Source organism: Leuconostoc rapi, from assembly GCF_016908715.1.
GTDB classification, from domain to species: domain Bacteria; phylum Bacillota; class Bacilli; order Lactobacillales; family Lactobacillaceae; genus Leuconostoc; species Leuconostoc rapi.
The window spans coordinates 101151-118350 of record NZ_JAFBEK010000003.1 but is presented as its reverse complement, the minus strand read 5'-3'; the positions used below and the strand labels follow the sequence as shown (position 1 = coordinate 118350).

15 protein-coding genes are annotated in these 17200 nt (G+C 38.0%); 1 reads left to right on the top strand and 14 read right to left on the bottom strand.

The features are described 5' to 3' along the window. Nucleotides 1–111: 111 nt before the first annotated feature. From msrA to JOD28_RS04400, 4 genes are all read right to left on the bottom strand, one after another. On the bottom strand, nucleotides 112–639 hold the full coding sequence (msrA, locus tag JOD28_RS04415) for a peptide-methionine (S)-S-oxide reductase MsrA (protein ID WP_204769664.1): 528 nt from the start codon (nucleotides 637–639) through the stop codon (nucleotides 112–114). Nucleotides 640–690: 51 nt separating this feature from the next. Further along, entirely contained in the window at nucleotides 691–1644 is a 954-nt protein-coding gene (locus JOD28_RS04410) for a ketopantoate reductase family protein (protein WP_204769663.1), read from the bottom strand. Between the two features lie 262 nt (nucleotides 1645–1906). Then, complete coding sequence (locus JOD28_RS04405) at nucleotides 1907–2746, bottom strand: WxLIP family cell surface protein (protein ID WP_239531085.1); 840 nt, start codon at nucleotides 2744–2746, stop codon at nucleotides 1907–1909. Continuing rightward, complete coding sequence (locus tag JOD28_RS04400) at nucleotides 2743–4131, bottom strand: collagen-binding domain-containing protein (RefSeq protein WP_204769662.1); 1389 nt, start codon at nucleotides 4129–4131, stop codon at nucleotides 2743–2745. The genes JOD28_RS04405 and JOD28_RS04400 overlap by 4 nt, the downstream gene beginning before the upstream one ends. 269 nt (nucleotides 4132–4400) lie before the next feature. Here JOD28_RS04400 and JOD28_RS04395 point away from each other — a divergent pair, with 269 nt between their 5' ends. After that, nucleotides 4401–5747, top strand: coding sequence for a threonine/serine exporter family protein (locus JOD28_RS04395; RefSeq protein ID WP_204769661.1), 1347 nt, complete (start codon nucleotides 4401–4403; stop codon nucleotides 5745–5747). Between the two features lie 119 nt (nucleotides 5748–5866). On the opposite strand, the gene JOD28_RS04390 is transcribed toward JOD28_RS04395, so the two are convergent. The 10 genes from JOD28_RS04390 to rfbA all read right to left on the bottom strand — a co-directional run bounded on the left by JOD28_RS04390 (nucleotide 5867) and on the right by rfbA (nucleotide 17183). Next, on the bottom strand, nucleotides 5867–6571 hold the full coding sequence (locus JOD28_RS04390) for an L-ribulose-5-phosphate 4-epimerase (RefSeq protein WP_204769660.1): 705 nt from the start codon (nucleotides 6569–6571) through the stop codon (nucleotides 5867–5869). 1 nt (nucleotide 6572) lies between these two features. Continuing rightward, nucleotides 6573–8195 (bottom strand): xylulokinase, encoded by a 1623-nt coding sequence (locus JOD28_RS04385; protein ID WP_204769659.1) that lies wholly within the window; start codon nucleotides 8193–8195, stop codon nucleotides 6573–6575. A 138-nt stretch (nucleotides 8196–8333) separates the two neighbouring features. Beyond that, nucleotides 8334–9599, bottom strand: a complete 1266-nt coding sequence (locus tag JOD28_RS04380) for an oligosaccharide MFS transporter (RefSeq protein WP_204769658.1) — start codon at nucleotides 9597–9599, stop codon at nucleotides 8334–8336. 21 nt (nucleotides 9600–9620) lie between these two features. Then, entirely contained in the window at nucleotides 9621–10589 is a 969-nt protein-coding gene (locus JOD28_RS04375; RefSeq protein WP_204769657.1) for a glycoside hydrolase family 43 protein, read from the bottom strand. 18 nt (nucleotides 10590–10607) lie between these two features. After that, nucleotides 10608–12029: an L-arabinose isomerase gene (gene araA / locus JOD28_RS04370; protein ID WP_239531083.1), complete on the bottom strand. Its 1422-nt coding sequence runs from the start codon at nucleotides 12027–12029 to the stop codon at nucleotides 10608–10610. A gap of 238 nt (nucleotides 12030–12267) precedes the next feature. Next, nucleotides 12268–13353, bottom strand: a complete 1086-nt coding sequence (locus JOD28_RS04365; RefSeq protein ID WP_204769656.1) for a GntR family transcriptional regulator — start codon at nucleotides 13351–13353, stop codon at nucleotides 12268–12270. Between the two features lie 382 nt (nucleotides 13354–13735). Then, on the bottom strand, nucleotides 13736–14593 hold the full coding sequence (rfbD, locus tag JOD28_RS04360) for a dTDP-4-dehydrorhamnose reductase (RefSeq protein WP_204769655.1): 858 nt from the start codon (nucleotides 14591–14593) through the stop codon (nucleotides 13736–13738). A 60-nt stretch (nucleotides 14594–14653) separates the two neighbouring features. Then, a complete protein-coding gene (gene rfbB / locus JOD28_RS04355; RefSeq protein WP_204769654.1) occupies nucleotides 14654–15691 on the bottom strand; it encodes a dTDP-glucose 4,6-dehydratase in 1038 nt (345 codons plus the stop codon). Between the two features lie 13 nt (nucleotides 15692–15704). Continuing rightward, nucleotides 15705–16298: a dTDP-4-dehydrorhamnose 3,5-epimerase family protein gene (locus JOD28_RS04350; protein WP_204769653.1), complete on the bottom strand. Its 594-nt coding sequence runs from the start codon at nucleotides 16296–16298 to the stop codon at nucleotides 15705–15707. 9 nt (nucleotides 16299–16307) lie between these two features. Continuing rightward, nucleotides 16308–17183, bottom strand: a complete 876-nt coding sequence (gene rfbA, locus JOD28_RS04345) for a glucose-1-phosphate thymidylyltransferase RfbA (RefSeq protein ID WP_204769652.1) — start codon at nucleotides 17181–17183, stop codon at nucleotides 16308–16310. Nucleotides 17184–17200 lie beyond the last annotated feature (17 nt).

The following is a 17200-nucleotide window of genomic DNA, read 5'->3' as shown; positions in this document are numbered from 1 at the left end:
CTCCTAATTAATTAGATGTTTTTGTAGCCACCTATAACCTATTTATTTTACCATATAACAGGTAATTTTGGCGTCACAATCCGAATACAAAATAAAAACAGCTGACGCTGTTTATTTTGTATGCCAATTCTTCTGTTTAAATGCCAAGCGTTGTTCCATTTCTAGCGCTTCGCGTGTCGGCTCTTTTTTGTAAAAGTCTTGATGATATTCTTCCGCATCATAGAATGGCTTAGCATCCTCAATAGTTGTCACAATTGGTTGCTCAAAACGACCAGAAGCCTCAAGGCTGGCTTTTGACTGTTCAGCAATTTGACGCTGTGCCTGATTAGCAACAAAAATAACTGGACGATAATTATCGCCACGGTCTTGGAACTGACCCATAGCATCTGTTGGGTCTGTTTGCTCCCAATAAATGGTTACAAGTTCAGCATAAGTCAATTTTTCAGGGTCAAACCAAATCTTGACTGCTTCAGTGTGACCCGTTGTATGTGAACTCACTTCTTCATATGTTGGGTTGACTGTATGTCCACCCGTATAACCGGAGCGCACTTTTTCAATACCTGGTAATGAATCAAATGGTTCAACCATGCACCAAAAGCATCCACCTGCAAAAATAGCTGTTTCAATTGTCTTTGTCATATTTATCCTCCAATAATACCAATTAAAAGTGACATACTTAACTCATTCATACTAAATTTCAAAAGTCTCCTGCTGCTTAGCAATTTTGACACGTTCAATGTCTTCTTTAGCATGAATCAGATGTGTAATCATCGTGTTGAGTGGGGTTGGCACATCCTCTTGATGCCCAATTTTTGAAAAATACCCATTTAAAAAATCAATCTCTGTTCGTTTACCATTTTGAATATCTTGATACATTGACGGATAATGATTTCCTGCATTTTCTGGTTTTAACAAATTTGTTAAATCAGACATAATTGCAGCAATGTCTACTTTAATACCCTGTAAAGCGCCAACTTTTTGGATCTCATCCAATATAGTCAAAGCCAAATCCATCCCATTACCAGCAGTGCCAAATTCAGCAATATTTGCATCTAGTAATACCGACAAAGGATTCAAAACTGAATTGATACCTGCTTTATGCCAAATAGCAGTCAATACATCATCAGTTAACTCAACATTTAGACCAGCCTGATTCATTGCCTCAACAACTGGTTCAGCATTCGCATGGCCAATGGCTTGTAATTTAATCGAACCGCTACCCGTTGTGTGAATTTCACCTGGCTTAGCTAACGTTGATGTCCAGAGCGTCACACCCGCTAAGATTTGATCACGCGCCACATGTTTTTCGATGACTTCAATATTGCCTAAGCCATTAGATAGCACAAGAAGTTGTGTATTTTTGGTAACAACTGGGGCAATATCTGTTAACATGCGATCAAGTTGGGGTGTTTTTGTTAATAGAATAATTAAATCAAATTCTCCGGTAACTTCTTGAGGGGTGACAACAGGTACAAAGTACTTTTTAGGGGCTTGATTATCATGAATGACAATTAAACCATTCGTATTAATCGCTGCAATATGTGCTGGCCATCCATCAATGCCTGTGACCTCATGACCAGCAGCTTGTAACTTAACACCTAATCGTGCACCAAGTGCGCCAAATCCTGCAATTGCTATTTTCATACGTTGCCATATGCGTACAATATATCGTACGCTTCCTCCGTTTTAATTATGCCAAACTCACTTTAAGTGATTAGCTTATGTGGTGACAATTGTCATTAATATTATACTTATAGCTTATCATATTTTATGATTGCGCGTTCAGCTGAGGCTTATGCATAATCAGGCATTCGTTCGAGCTAATTTCAGTGTAGGATACTACAGATAAAAGCGCCATAATCACTAAAATTAGTGATTATGGCGCTTTTATCTTTTCAAATTAATATCAGTCTCTTTTTCTTTGTTTAATCACAACGAAAATTAAGATACCAATAATGAGTACCAGAATTATTCCAATTGAAGGATATAACCAACTACGGTTGTTACTGTTTGCCTTAATATCAACATCTGATTGGTTTAAATCATTTGCTTTTGAGGTAGCTATTTTAAACTTTTTGGTAAATTGCCAACTCTGTGTCTTTTTATTAGCAGTTCCAGTCACTTTCATACGTAGTGTATATTCGCCTGCGGCCATTTCAGTCCCATTCAATGAGATAGGGTAATCGAAATGACTATTTGGCGCAACCTGCATGCCATTTTTAATCGCAGTATATACTGGCTTCTTACTATGCTTGGCATAAACTTTGGCGTCAATCTTAACATCTGAAAGTAAAATTGATTGATCATTTTGAACATTAGCATTGATAACATTCCGATGATTATTTTGTCCCGGTTCAACTTTCAATAAATTAAGATTAGGCGTTACCAACTTATCTGTCTCTTTTAACATGATAGCAACTGCATACGCATATTCATTTTGAATTGTCGTACCTGATTTCGCTGTCGCTTGGTTTACTTCACTTGATTTTTGTTGAAAGGTTAAACCACCAAGTAATATACCATCAAACGTTTCCTTAGGCATTGCAATATGAAAAACCACATCTTTAGATGAATTAGCCGGTATGACAACACTTGATGGACCTTTAACAATGTCGCTCATATCATGTTTCAATGAACGATCATTTTTGGTGATCATTTTTCCATATTCAACTATACCATTGACATTCGTTTTTGCTGTGTTCACCCCAATATTAACAGTAACATCTTTTTTCGTATCATTTTTCAAGGTAGCTGTAATATCTTGCTGCTGGTTAGGTGACCTTCCAGGGCAAAATTACCCCGCCATTCACCCACAACACTATTTTGACTACCAATTTTATGATCACCAAAATCAATATCCGGTACTGAAAGTAGCTTAGGTTTAGAAGATGGTGTATCAGTTGTTGGCACTGCTATATCCGAATAGTTACCTGACTGTTCACCCATATAGTTATTAATAAAGTTTTTGGCAACGATATTTCCTTTAAATGCTGTAGTCGCTAATGTCACTGTTGCTTGAGGCGCCAAAACGGCGCCAATATTATCGTTAGTCGTTCCTAGGTTCACATTTCCAGCAAAATTCGACTGTCCTGCTTCGTTATAATAATTAAAAAATATGCCTTTATCTTCTGTGCCATTCACAAATGTTAAATTTGTTGTTGATACATCATTAACACCTGTTGTATCAACAGTAATCACAATCCTTTGATTTGCTGCAACACCCGTTACATTTAATCGATTATTCATACCAGACAAATCGCTAGCTTTGACTGTCATATATTTTATATTATCTTTTGCAGGGATATTAGTGACATCAAAAGTGATTAATCCATAGTAGTTAGTGACTATTGGCACATTATTTTTGGAATAATGTGCAATGTTTTCAGATGACGTACTTAGTCTATTAAATTCCGCATCAAAATCAATGTATTTTGACCCATTTGCATCTTGACGTAAGTTTTTAGGCGCAGTATCTAACCGTATGCCATTAATTGCAGGTCTTCCCCATTGAAAGTCCGGATTATAATTGAACGATTGCCCTAAAATTAACGTATCACTATTAAAGCCAATCGAATCACCATCTGAAGTGATGTTATTTTGGACATATGAGAGACTCTTGTTGCCATTTACAACCCAAGATTGTGTTTTTACAGTTTGAGTCGCAAAATTACCATCAACTGGGTGATTCTGGGTTGTGTCCATATTTCTAGCAAACACATTAAATTGACCTGCAATACCTAAAGCATTATTTTGATTAACGTTTTTAAAGTCATCAGTCCAGTTTCCTGCAGTTGGTAATCCAGAATCAGATATAACAGCTCGACTAGTAATCTTTGGTGCTTCAGATTCAGGTTTCTTTGAGTTCTCAGATGAACTGTTACTGCTACTGCTACTGCTACTGCTACTGCTACTGCTACTGCTACTGCTACTGCTACTGCTACTGCTACTCATTATGGCACCATCTTCTGTGCTTGAGGAGGCTTCATTAGCTAAGGGTTTCATTTCATATTGACTAGGTCGTGACGAACGAACGAACATTTCTGATTTATCGTTTGTATGCTGAAAATAGACTGCCCCCCTTACGAATAGCATAGAAGTTGCCAAAGTTATGATACTTCTTTTGTTGGTCATATAAGGCTCCTTTCAGCTAAACGACTTAATTTAAGTTGCGGCCTTGCTATTGAATATATTTTTTCACAATAATAAATTAGTTTTACTATGATTTTAATACTTTGTAAAGTGTTATTATTTTAATTGTAAATTGTATTGTTAACAATTACTATTTATATGCTAAAAATTTATTAATCGTTACTGACCCCATGCACACGGCAACTAAACATTAGCATTAAAACACTTCAAGGTTTAAAATAAAGTTAATGTCATACACATTGGACGATATCATGGACAAATTGAGTAAATCACAACAAATAAACATTTCCAAACCGCATCATATGCCAATTCCTTGGCAAAGCTTAATTCAAAATGATGAACTGCCCGCACAAGAGGCCAGTTTGCCAGAACGCGCTTCTATCGTTGGCCGCATCGGTATTTTGATGCTATCGTGTGGCACAGGTGCGTGGCGTGTACGAGATGCTATGGATAAAACCGCTAGAAAATTAAATCTCACTTGCTCAGCTGATATTGGTTTGATTACCTTGTCGTTTACTTGCTTTAGCGATGGCGACAGCTACACACAAGTTTTATCCTTGCCAAATACAGGTGTGAACACTGATAAACTAAACGCGTTAGAAAATTTCGTCAGAAATATTGATCATTCTTTTGCAACGCAAACAGTACGACAAATACACAAATCAATCAATCATATTCAAACTAAACCGACACAGTATTCACCCCTCGTTGCTGGCTTAGCAGCTGCTCTTGCATGTAGCGCTTTTATTTTTCTACTCGGTGGTGGCATACCAGAAATGATTTGTTCATTTCTAGGTGCTGGTATTGGTAATTTTGTCCGCGCAACTTTAGGGAAGCACACGATTACAACGCTTGTTGGTGTTGCTGTCAGTGTCGCTATTGCCTGCCTAGTCTATATGTTGACATTCAAAATATTTGAATCTTATTTTCATGTTTTGGTTCAACATGAGGCTGGTTACATTGGCGCGATGTTATTCGTGATTCCTGGATTTCCTTTCATTACCAGTATGTTAGACATGTCAAAGCTAGACATGCGGTCAGGGTTAGAAAGATTAACTTATGCATTAATGATTACGTTAGTCGCAACATTAGTCGGTTGGTTAGTGGCTTTAATTTTTAATTTTCGACCTGAAAACTTTTTACCACTTGGCCTTTCACCTATTGTTATTGCCTTGCTCAGATTACCTGCTAGTTTTTGTGGCGTTTATGGCTTTTCAATCATGTTTAATAGCTCGCAAAAAATGGCTATTGTTGCTGGCTTTATTGGTGCATTGGCCAACACATTACGTTTAGAGTTAGTTGACTTAACCGTTATCCCTCCCGCTGCGGCAGCCTTTGCCGGTGCGTTACTTTCTGGATTAATCGCATCGATTGTGACACGATACAATGGCTATCCAAGAATCTCTCTAACTGTGCCATCAATCGTGATTATGGTTCCAGGTCTATATATTTATCGCGCCATTTATAATATTGGCACCAATCAAATAGGCGTTGGTGCCCTTTGGCTAACGAAAGCTGCTTTAATCATGATGTTTCTACCTCTTGGTCTCTTTGTTGCCCGTACCCTATTAGATAAAAATTGGCGTCACTTCGATTAGCACTAAAATAATTTATCAACCAAATAAAAAATAAGATCTTTTTAAAGACCTTATTTGAACAAACGATTAGTTTTGTTGACAGACACATTTTTTCTGTCGATAGACCTTATCGTTTTATTTTAAGATTGAACTTGTCCGTAGTAGGCATTTTTACCATGTTTACGGAAATAATGCTTATCCAAGAGATACTGTGGCACATGAACATCTGTTGCAGTATCTAGTGTCATTGTATGATAAGCCATTTCCGACACAACGTCTAGTACAATCGCATTATGCACGGCCGCCATGGCATTTTCACCCCATGTGAATGGGCCATGATCATTTGTCAAAACACCTGGAATAGCCATTGGATCGATATGATCACGATCAAAGACACGTGCAATTGACTTACCGGTATTTAATTCATAGGCACCTTCGACTTCTTCTTTTGTCAATTTATCCGCAACCGGCACATCCCCATAAAATGTGTCAGCATGCGTTGTGCCTGCAGCGGGTACCGCCATTCCTGCTTGCGCAAAAGCTACAGCCCACTTAGAATGTGTATGCACGATGCCACCTATATCCGGCCAATGCCTGTATAAAAATGCGTGCGTTGGTGTATCACTAGAAGGGTTTAAATTGCCTTCAACAACATGACCATCCAAATCTACAATCACAATGTCTTCAGGCTTTAAGGCGTTATAGTCAACACCACTAGGCTTAATAGCAAATACACCCTTATCTCTATCAATTTGTGACACATTTCCCCAAGTCAATGTGACTAAATTATTAGCAGGTAAAGCCATATTAGCTTCATAAACTGTTTGCTTTAATTCTTCTAACATATCAGTGATTTCCTTCCTTTTTTGATGGTAGTGCTTTGATCGCTGCCAACTCAATATCTAATCCTGCAATATACCGTTGCATAAATGTATCAAATCCTTCAACATCACTTGTTTCTGGTGCGATTGTTTCTGATTCTTCATGTGCGAAAACAGTATCATCTAAAAATTCATCCAGTGTTTGGTCGGGTAATTTATCAGTAACATAGAGGCTCAATATTGCCATACCCCATGGTCCACCTTCGCTGGCAGTTTTCATCACTGTAATGTCCGTGTTTAGTGCTGCAGCCAATAACTTTTGAGCAACAATCGGCGTTTTGAAAACACCGCCTTGTGCAACAATGTTATCGGTCAAAACTGCCTCATCAGACAAAATCCGCATACCGATTTTGATTGCACCAAATGCTGTAAATAAGTGAAAACGCATGAGATTACCAATGGTAAATGCTGACTCAGGTTGACGAACCAATAATGGTCGACCTTCTGGCATCGCTGTAATATTTTCACCTGAATAATAACCATAACCTGTTAGGCCACCTGCATCTGCCTCAGCGTCATTCAAAGCCGCATTGAAGAGTATTTTATAAAGCTCATCTGTTGAAATATGACTACCAATCATCGTCGCAAATTGATCAAATAATTTAGTCCAAGCATTCAAGTCTGATGCTGAATTATTCGCATGCACCATGGCTACTGGTAAGCCAGTTGGCGTGTTTACAATATCAATGTTATTGTAAACATGCTTTAAATTGTGTTCCAAGACAATCATTGAAAAAATTGAAGTACCCACGGAAATGTTGCCAGCTTTTGTTTTAATGCTATTTGTTGACACCATACCTGTACTTGCATCACCTTCTGGTGGTGCCACAATCGCGCCTGCCTTTAAGCGGCCAGTTGGATCTAGCAATTTAGCGCCAACTTCTGTCAATTGACCAGCTATCTCGCCTGCCTTTAAAGGTTTTGGCAAAATGTTAGCAATCTGCCACGTATATTGCTGAACAGACTTCAATGAACTGAACTGTTGCATCATGTTTTGGTTATAAGATCCGGTTGCAGTTTCAATTGGAAACATGCCAGATGCATCACCAATACCAATTACTTTTTTACCTGTTAATTGCCAATGTACATAACCTGCCAGTGTTGTCAAAAAATCAATATTTTTAACATGTGCTTCTTGATTTAAAATCGCTTGATATAAATGTGCAATACTCCAACGTTGTGGAATGTTAAAACCAAATAATTTGGTTAAATCAGTCGATGCTTGCCCTGTAGTTGCATTACGCCAAGTTCTGAAAGGTACCAATAACTGATCATTTTTGTCAAATGCTAGATAACCATGCATCATGGCCGAAACACCAAGACTTTTAATAGTTGCTATTTCGGCACCATAATGGTTGAACACTTGTCGGTTGAGTTTTTGATAGGCTGTCTGTAATCCCAGCCAAATATCATCAATACTATAAGTCCACAAGCCGTTTTCAAGGTTATTTTCCCAATCATAACTTCCTGAACCAATCGTTTTAAAATCATCAGCGATTAATGATAGTTTAATGGTAGTTGAACCAAACTCGATACCCAAGGCAACATTTCCTGATTCTATTATTTGTTTGACTTCTTTTTTTACCATTACCCTTTTTCTCCTGTAAAATGAAGCGTTCTAATAAATATAGGTATCACGCATTAACCTGTTTATTCAGATATATTATTTAATTTACCTGGCATTTGACACAATACTTAACCAAGATACGTTATTTATCATTCGAATCTATACTTTAATTTCTTCTGGTTCTTTATTGTTCACTATTTTTAAATTATTACTGTCAGTTTTTGAAAGAAATATGGTAGCAAATATTGAAACTACCAGAACAAAGACACCCATAATCAGATAAGTTTTTTGAAAACCAATGTTATCGTACATGTTTCCCGCTAACGCTGAAAATATGAAGACTGAAATTTGCTTCATGAAATTGGCAGCTAACGCATAAACTGTTGCATATAATCGCAAATCGAAGGAATCAGAAATATACTTCATAATAGATACCAAGACTAATGGCATTTCAAATCCTGCAAGTAGCCGTAAGGCAACAATAACTATCCAATTAGGTGCCAAAGCTGTACCGATGATGCGGATTGCAGTAATAAACCCGTAAATAAGTAAGCCATTTCGAGGTCCAATCTTATTAATGATCCAAGGCATAGGTATCATTAATACAAGTTCAATAATCATCTGAGCTGTAACAGTGTTAGCATAAACGGTTGTTGACATAGCAACTGAAGAGAAAAATTGATGGAAGAATATAATAAACTGCTGGTCGAATACATCATATAATGCGGAGGCACCCATATAAAATATACCTAGCACCCAAAAATTTTTTAGTTTAAATATTTTAGTAATATCTGATACTTTGAGTTTTTCTGAATTTTCTCCAACTAGATCAGCATTGCCATAATTTATTTTGTTAAAAAAGGCAAACATTACAATAGCAATCAGTGCAGTTACTGTAGCTGCCCAAAATATTGCGTTAGGTGTCCACAAAAATAGACGTCCACCTATAAATGAAGCAACCATTCCCGCAACGGATCCGCCAATGCGGGAATGACCAAATTCAAATTTATTGGCTAATGACGCTCTTTGTATATATTGCTCAATAACTGACACGCCACCATTAAGCACGAATGCTAAGTATATACCTGTGAATATTGCAACACTAAAAGCATTCATGGCATGTAATACTGGCAGAAAGACCCACTGGAAGTAAGGCCCAATCAACGCACCTGCGAATAAAATTATAAATACTAAGTTCTTTTTTAACAACAATCGATCTGACACAATACCAAAGATGGGTTGATAAATCAGTGACATACCTGCCATCAATGAAAACACCATGCCTGATTCAGAGCCCGATAGATTTGCTACTTGCTCCAACCAAAGTGTCAAGTAGCCGTTCACAATTGCCCAAATAAAGAAATAGGAAAAATGAGAAACTGGAAATGACCAAAATTGTCCATGTGCTTTTGATATAGCTTTCATTTTAATTGTTCTCCTAACAATTTATTCGTAATTATAATTAACAGGTGAGCCAAATACTGGATAACCCTCAACATCCCAGCCAAATTCTTGGACATTTGTATGACGATTTGGATCGTATAATGGATCGCCTGCTATTTTTGTATAGTTACGAGAATGATATACTAATATATCTTTTGTCCCGTCTTCTGAAACAGTGAACGAATTGTGTCCTGGTCCATATTGATTAATTTCTAAATTGCTCGTAAAGACAGGCTTTTCTGATTTACGCCACGCATTTGGATTTAAAACATCCTGATCATCATTCAAAGATAGCATCCCCATCGCATAATTTTCATCAGTTGCGCTTGCTGAGTAAGTTAAAAATATTTTATTATCATGATGAATAACAGCTGGCCCTTCATTGACCCAAAAAATTTGTTTCTCCCAATCATACTCTGGTTTAGTCAGTAAAACAGGTTCTGTTTTTAATGTCCAAGGATTTGCCATTTCAGAAATATAAATGTTGGAATTTCCTTTAATAGTAGGATCTTTTTGCGCCCATACATAATACAATTTGTTTTTTAAAGTGAAAACAGTTGCATCGAGGGAAAAGCTATCGATCGGCGTCTCAACACGACCCTTTTCAATCCAACTATCCTCACTTTCCATAGGATTCTCCGCTATGCTTTCTAACACAAACATGCGATGCTGAAACATACCATTCTCATCAAACTCAGTTGTACTTGCTGCGGCAAAATAGACATACCATTTACCATTCAAAAAATGAATTTCTGGTGCCCAAATGAGTTGACTCATTTCACCAGTATCATGTTTACGCCAAATTGTTTTTGGTGTTGCGTGAGCCAAACCATTTATTGTCTTTGCTCTGCGTAATTCAATTCGATTATAATCTGGCACGGAAGCACTAAAGTAATAAAAACCGTCACTGTGTTTATAAATTTGTGGATCTGCTCGCTGAATAACTAACGGATTAATATATTCACTTACCATTTTAATTTCTACCCTTTCTTATTTAATATCTACATAACTCAGTCCAAACAAGTTGGCCAAGTCTTGTAACTGTTCAGAAGTAACGCTAAAACTTAGTGTTGTATGGTGCCCACCACCAATTGCTAACCACCCTTCAGCGCCAGACTTGAGTCCTGACTTAGGTGTCCACAACTGCTTTGCAACAGGCAAATATGGTGTATCAGCCTCGGGCTTATTGCCTACAACGTCATAGCTAAGTAGCTTAAATTCATCACCGTAGTCGGCCAAAGTGACATCAACTGCGTCGCCTGTCTGACCTGTGAATACAAGGCGAGCAGGATCTTCTTTGCCACCGATACCAAGAGGATGTACCTCTACGCGTGGCTTATCAGAAGTAATTGTCGGATCAACTTCAAGCATGTGTGAACCAAGAATAGCTTCATGCCCTTTACGCAAGTCTAAAGTATAATCTTCCATGAACACTGTGCCTTTGTTATGCGAAACGATTTTAAGCAATCGAGTTAATGCAGCAGTCTTCCAGTCGCCTTCGCCAGCAAATCCATACCCTTCACTCATTAACAATTGAACAGCTAACCCTGGCAATTGCTCCAATCCTACTAAATCTTCAAAGTTGGTAGTAAATCCTGAATAACCCTTGTCATCCATAAACTTTTTGATAGCAATATATTCACGTAGTTGGTACTTAACATGATATTCAAATTTTTCTGGATCATTTTGACCTGCAACAAAATCATATTTTTGTTGTAAGTCTGTATAGAGTTTATTGACAGCAGCTTCATCAACAGCTTCAACATATGACACTAAATCGCCAACGCCCCAATAATCGACTGTCCAGCCCAATTTAATTTGCGCTTCAATTTTATCACCGTCGGTTACTGCAACATCACGCATTTTGTCACCAAATGTCACAATTTTGATATTGAAACTCTCGTTATACCCGACAGCGACATTCATCCAGTCGCCAATTTGCTTTTGAATTGCTTTATCTGCCCAGTGTCCGAAAATAATTTTATTATTGACGCGCAAACGTGCGTTGATATAAGCATATTCTCTATCGCCATGAGCTGATTGATTCAAATTCATATAATCAAAATCAATTGTGTCATAAGGAATCGTTTCTAACATTTGAGTCGCCAAATGAAGAAGCGGTTTCGTGAGTAATTGTGTTCCTCTAATCCAATTTTTTGCAGGTGAGAATGTATGAGCCCATGTAATCACACCAGCAACTTCATCATTAAAATTGGCTTCTTTCATTGTTTCAGTGATATTTTCAGCAGTAATGCCCACTGTCTTAAACTCGATTGGATAAGCTAACTCGCCTGAAGCATTCAAAGCATCAATCATTTTTTTTGAATCTATCTCTACTTGTTTCAAAACTTCTGGACCATAAAGTAATTGCGATCCTGTCACAAACCAAAACTTATAATTTTTACCTGTCATGATTACCAAATCCTCTTCTGCTATTTTTATAATCCTTTTCACCAAAAGACTGTCATCTAGAATTTTTTGCCATTTATGAAAACGCTTACAAACACACTATAAAACATTTGTCCGTATAAGTCAATATTATATTTTTTTATATGATGAATTTTTCGTGACTAATTGCATGTCGCTGTTAGCTGAAGGATAAAAAAGATCAGCTTAGAATAAAAATTCTAAGCTGATCTTTTTTTTTGAATTATGATGGTCTAATATCTTTTACTGAATCACGTTCAATTAATTCTGATTGGTATACAATCGAGCTAATTTTATGATGCTTTATTTTTTGTATTAAAAGCGTGGCCGCGTCATGCCCCATTCTTTCTTTTGCATGTGTCATCGTAGTTAGACGTGGCGAAATATACTTAGATAGTTGAAAATCATCAAACCCAATAACAGATACATCGTCTGGTACGCGCAGACCCAAATCATGGATTAAATCTATGATTCGTATCGCAAGTTGATCGTTGTACGCAATAATTGCTGTAGGTCTTTGATTAGCATCATCTATCAGCAAATCCGTGACTTTATTTAACGCAATCGATATTTCATCTGACTTATACATTATTGGTACACAATGCGTTAGAAATGCTGGATGATCTTGATATGATTTCAAATAACCATTTAATCGATGGACGCCTTGTCGATCATCAACCTGAAATACACCAACAATATTAGTATGCCCTTTTGTCATCAAATAATTTGTTGCCCGATAAAAGGCTGCTTCATCATCACTAATTACTGAATAGTTAGTCATATTTTTATAAGTAGCATTAATAAAGATAACTGGAATGTTCATTTGATTTATTTTTTGATAAAGATCAATATTTGGCGTGGCTAAGGCACTTTGTGTTGGTTCAACAATTAATCCAGCTAAATTTTGGCTCATCAGGCTGGTCAATGCGACACGTTCACGCTCAGGATCATTGTGCGTATTCGCCAAAATAAGTGAATAGCCATTCTCAGATATTACTTGGTCTGCCCCATCAATGATAGCTGGAAAAATATAGGACGCCACGTGTGTAGACAATATGCCAATAACTTTAGGATCGTTATCACTCTTTTTTTGCGTCTGCCAATCAGCGACAAAGGATCCCCCGCCTTGCACACGGTACACGTAGTTTTCGTTTTCCAAGTCGGAAATGGCCCGCCTAACAGTATAGCGACTAACAGCAAAGGAAGCCATCATTTCACTTTCTGTCGGTAATTTTTGACTTTGCTGAAATTCACCTGTGATAATTTTGTCACGTATATTTTTCTTTACAATATCGTACTTATTCGTCATATTTTATTGTTTTAACCAACTAAATCGACAATGTTGCAAATAACGCATACAATATATATGTTACGCATCAACAAATCTTAGCTGTCTCTCACTTTCCAATCCCTTAGCCGCTTTTAATTACCTAGGGAGTAACATTTAATATTAATACATTTATTACCATGTTACCATATTTTTTATAGTGCGAAATAAAAAAGTAGAAACGTGAAGTGAACCCAATAACTTTATGAACAGATTTTTTATTCTGTCCAACTATTGGGGTTCACTTCATGCTCAAGTCCTTTTGTTAAACATTAATATGATACCACAAAATAAGTTGATAGATACTTTAACAAACCAGCATCTGTTTAATATGTAGGCGTGAGTTTAACCCCCACGCTAGTAGTCAGCGCTTAACTCTCTCACTCGCCAACCCCGTCAAAAACATCTCCAATGCTTCACGCCAATTAAGTATTTCAAATCCTGTTGATTCAGCTTTTTCAAGACTCATCACAGAATGTCTCGGACGATAAGCCTTTTGTGGAAATTCAGCACTTGTAACTGGTGCAACTTCAACATCGGTATCCTTTAAAATCTCACGGGCAAAATCAAACCATGTTGTCGTGCCTTCATTAGATAAATGATAGATCCCATAAGTTGCCTTGGCATTGATTAGATGCAGCATGAACTCTGCTAAGGTACGTGTCCAAGTTGGCCGACCTAATTGATCATTTACCACTGTTAACTTAGGATGTGTAGCGGCTAAGCGTTGCATGGTATAAACAAAATTATTGCCAAACTCACCAAATACCCAGCTGGTACGCACAATATAAGCCTCAACGCCACTTTCCGTTACGGCTAATTCACCGGCTAATTTAGCGCGACCATAAGCATTTTGTGGGTTTACTGCATCTGTTTCGACATAATCATTATTTTTAGTGCCATCAAAAACATAATCTGTTGAGACAGCAATTAATTTGGCTTGTTGTTGCTTCGCGGCATCAGCGACATTCTTAGTCCCATTAACATTGACTTGCCAATTCAGATCGCGTCCCTCATCTTCTGCGACGTCTACTTTTGTATAGGCTGCCGCATGTAAAACAACATCTGGATCGACTTGCTCAAAGACTGACATTACAGCCTCACGGTCAGTGATATCAAGTTGTTTTGAATCAAAAGCTACAAAATCCAAGTTGCGTTCCCGCAATAACTTTTGTAGTTCTTGACCCAATTGACCATTGGCACCTGTAACTAGAAACTTCATTTGGTTCTCTCCCTCATAGACAAAAAACTCACGGTTGTGAGTTTTGTTTACTAATTCATTTTACTGGTTATTTTGAGCGTATTTTGCTTCAACGTCGTCTTTTTCAGCTTGCCACCAAGATTGATTATCTTGATACCACTTGATTGTGTCAGCTAACCCTGTTTCAAAGTCTGTATACTTTGGTGTCCAACCCAATTCTTCACGAATTTTTGTGGCATCAATGGCATAACGCAAATCATGCCCTGAACGATCTTGCACAAAGTCAAAATCATCTTCGGCCTTGCCCATATCTTTCAAAATCGCACGTAAAACAGTGATATTATCTTTTTCACCATCAGCACCAACCAAATAAGTCTCACCAATCTGACCTTGCGTTAAAATGGCCCAAACAGCAGTCGCGTGATCATAGGTGTGAATCCAATCACGGACATTTTTACCAGCGCCATATAGTTTCGGCTTGATACCGGCAATAATATTTGTCACTTGTCGTGGAATAAACTTTTCAATGTGTTGGTATGGCCCATAGTTGTTCGAGGTATTAGAGATCGTTGCTTGCAAACCAAATGAACGCACCCAAGCACGGACTAACAAATCAGAGCTTGCCTTTGTTGATGAATAAGGACTTGAAGGGCGGTATTGCGACGCTGAGGTGAACTTTTCCCCATCCCCTTCACCATGACCTGGCAAGTCTTCACGTAGTGGCAAATCACCATACACTTCATCCGTTGAGACATGATGGAAACGCTTGTTGTACTTGCGTGCTGCCTCAATTAAAGTGTAGGTACCAATAATATTCGTTTGCACAAAAGGTGATGGGTCTTTTAGTGAATTATCATTGTGACTCTCAGCAGCATAGTGGATCACGGCATCGGTTTCAGATACCAATTGATCAACCAATGGTGCATCAGCAATATCGCCAACCACTAATTTTACGCGGTCTTCAGGCAAACCAGCCAAGTTTTCCTTGTTACCAGCATAAGTTAATTTATCTAAAACTGTCACAAAAACATCAGGATGTTCTTCGACAATGTAACGGACAAAGTTCGCTCCGATGAAGCCGGCACCACCCGTTACTAAAATATTCTTATATTCAGTCATGAATGTTCTCCTATTACAATTGCTCTTTTGTTAGTGGCACGACATCTTTTAGCAAAGGATGATTTTTGTCTGCTTCACTTACTTCAGCATTTTCGACATCATGCCATTCAATGCCCAAAGCAAGATCTGCGTAATTCACAAAGGCATACTTTGGCTTTAAATCAAGTGCCCAGTAGTCATTGACTAAGTATGAGTATGATACCGTTTCACTCAATACTTGGAATCCATTAGCCACACCACGTGGTACATAAATGCCCTTACTGGCATCAATAACCGTTTGGTAGACATGTCCAAATGAATCACCTTCGCGTAGGTCAACCCAAGATCCCAACACACGACCATTATCAGCCACAGAAATGTACTTATCCCATGGTTCAGCATGCAGACCACGGAGCACACCCTTTCGTGATAGGGACACATTGTTTTGTAACTTATCCTCTTTAAAGAAAGACTCTGGAAAACCAAGGGGTAACATCTTTTCTTTTTGGAAGTTTTCCTTAAACCAACCACGATTATCACCGTGAACAGGAATATCGAAAGCGATCATCCCCGGAATAGCTGCAATTGGTTGTGCTGCTAATTTTTTCTCAAAAAATTCTTCAGTCATGTAAACGCCTTATTCCCCTTCTTCATCAACAATTCTAAGCAAATATTGACCGTAATCATTCTTTTTCAATGGTTGTGCCAACTTTTCTAATTGCGCAATATCAATATACCCCATACGGTAAGCAATTTCTTCTAATGAAGCAACTTTTAAGTTTTGTTGTTTTTGAATCGTTGCAATGAAGGAAGAAGCTTCGAGGAGTGAATCGTGTGTTCCAGTGTCAAGCCAAGCATAGCCACGTCCCATGACTTGAACATCCAAATCGCCACGATCTAAGTAAGCTTGGTTAATATCAGAAATTTCAATTTCACCACGCTCTGATGGTTTAACGTTAGCCGCGATTTCCACGACATCATTGTCATAGAAATAAAGACCGGTTACGGCGTAATTGGACTTTGGCTGTTCTGGTTTCTCAACAATGGACAAAGCCTTGCCATCTTTATCAAATTCAACCACACCAAATCGTTCCGGATCCTTAACTTGATAACCAAACACTGTAGCACCAGATGTTTTCAGAGCAGCTTCTTGTAACTTCTCTGATAACCCTGCGCCATAGAAAATATTGTCACCTAGCACAAGAGCCACAGCGTCATCACCGATAAAGTCAGCGCCAACAATGAACGCATCAGCCAAACCGCGAGGCTCTTCTTGAATCGCATATCGGATATTTAAACCAATTTCATGGCCATCACCGAATAGTTCCTCAAACTGTCCAACATATTCGGGTGTTGAAATTAGCAAAATATCCTTGATACCAGCTAACATCAGAACAGACAATGGATAATAAATCATTGGCTTGTCGTAAATTGGTACCAACTGCTTACTTGTTGCCTTAGTAATTGGATAAAGTCTCGTGCCGGAACCTCCGGCTAGGATAATACCTTTCATTTTTTCTCTCCTTATAT

What these genes read in the sequence shown, in the direction of transcription:
- araA (WP_239531083.1), bottom strand. Translation starts at nt 12,029, where the DNA reads ATGACAGGTAAAAATTATAAGTTTTGGTTTGTGACAGGATCGCAATTA.
- msrA (WP_204769664.1), bottom strand. Translation starts at nt 639, where the DNA reads ATGACAAAGACAATTGAAACAGCTATTTTTGCAGGTGGATGCTTTTGG.
- JOD28_RS04395 (WP_204769661.1), top strand. Translation starts at nt 4,401, where the DNA reads ATGGACAAATTGAGTAAATCACAACAAATAAACATTTCCAAACCGCAT.
- JOD28_RS04365 (WP_204769656.1), bottom strand. Translation starts at nt 13,353, where the DNA reads ATGACGAATAAGTACGATATTGTAAAGAAAAATATACGTGACAAAATT.
- JOD28_RS04350 (WP_204769653.1), bottom strand. Translation starts at nt 16,298, where the DNA reads ATGACTGAAGAATTTTTTGAGAAAAAATTAGCAGCACAACCAATTGCA.
- JOD28_RS04390 (WP_204769660.1), bottom strand. Translation starts at nt 6,571, where the DNA reads ATGTTAGAAGAATTAAAGCAAACAGTTTATGAAGCTAATATGGCTTTA.
- rfbB (WP_204769654.1), bottom strand. Translation starts at nt 15,691, where the DNA reads ATGACTGAATATAAGAATATTTTAGTAACGGGTGGTGCCGGCTTCATC.
- JOD28_RS04375 (WP_204769657.1), bottom strand. Translation starts at nt 10,589, where the DNA reads ATGGTAAGTGAATATATTAATCCGTTAGTTATTCAGCGAGCAGATCCA.
- rfbA (WP_204769652.1), bottom strand. Translation starts at nt 17,183, where the DNA reads ATGAAAGGTATTATCCTAGCCGGAGGTTCCGGCACGAGACTTTATCCA.
- JOD28_RS04385 (WP_204769659.1), bottom strand. Translation starts at nt 8,195, where the DNA reads ATGGTAAAAAAAGAAGTCAAACAAATAATAGAATCAGGAAATGTTGCC.
- rfbD (WP_204769655.1), bottom strand. Translation starts at nt 14,593, where the DNA reads ATGAAGTTTCTAGTTACAGGTGCCAATGGTCAATTGGGTCAAGAACTA.
- JOD28_RS04400 (WP_204769662.1), bottom strand. Translation starts at nt 4,131, where the DNA reads ATGACCAACAAAAGAAGTATCATAACTTTGGCAACTTCTATGCTATTC.
- JOD28_RS04380 (WP_204769658.1), bottom strand. Translation starts at nt 9,599, where the DNA reads ATGAAAGCTATATCAAAAGCACATGGACAATTTTGGTCATTTCCAGTT.
- JOD28_RS04410 (WP_204769663.1), bottom strand. Translation starts at nt 1,644, where the DNA reads ATGAAAATAGCAATTGCAGGATTTGGCGCACTTGGTGCACGATTAGGT.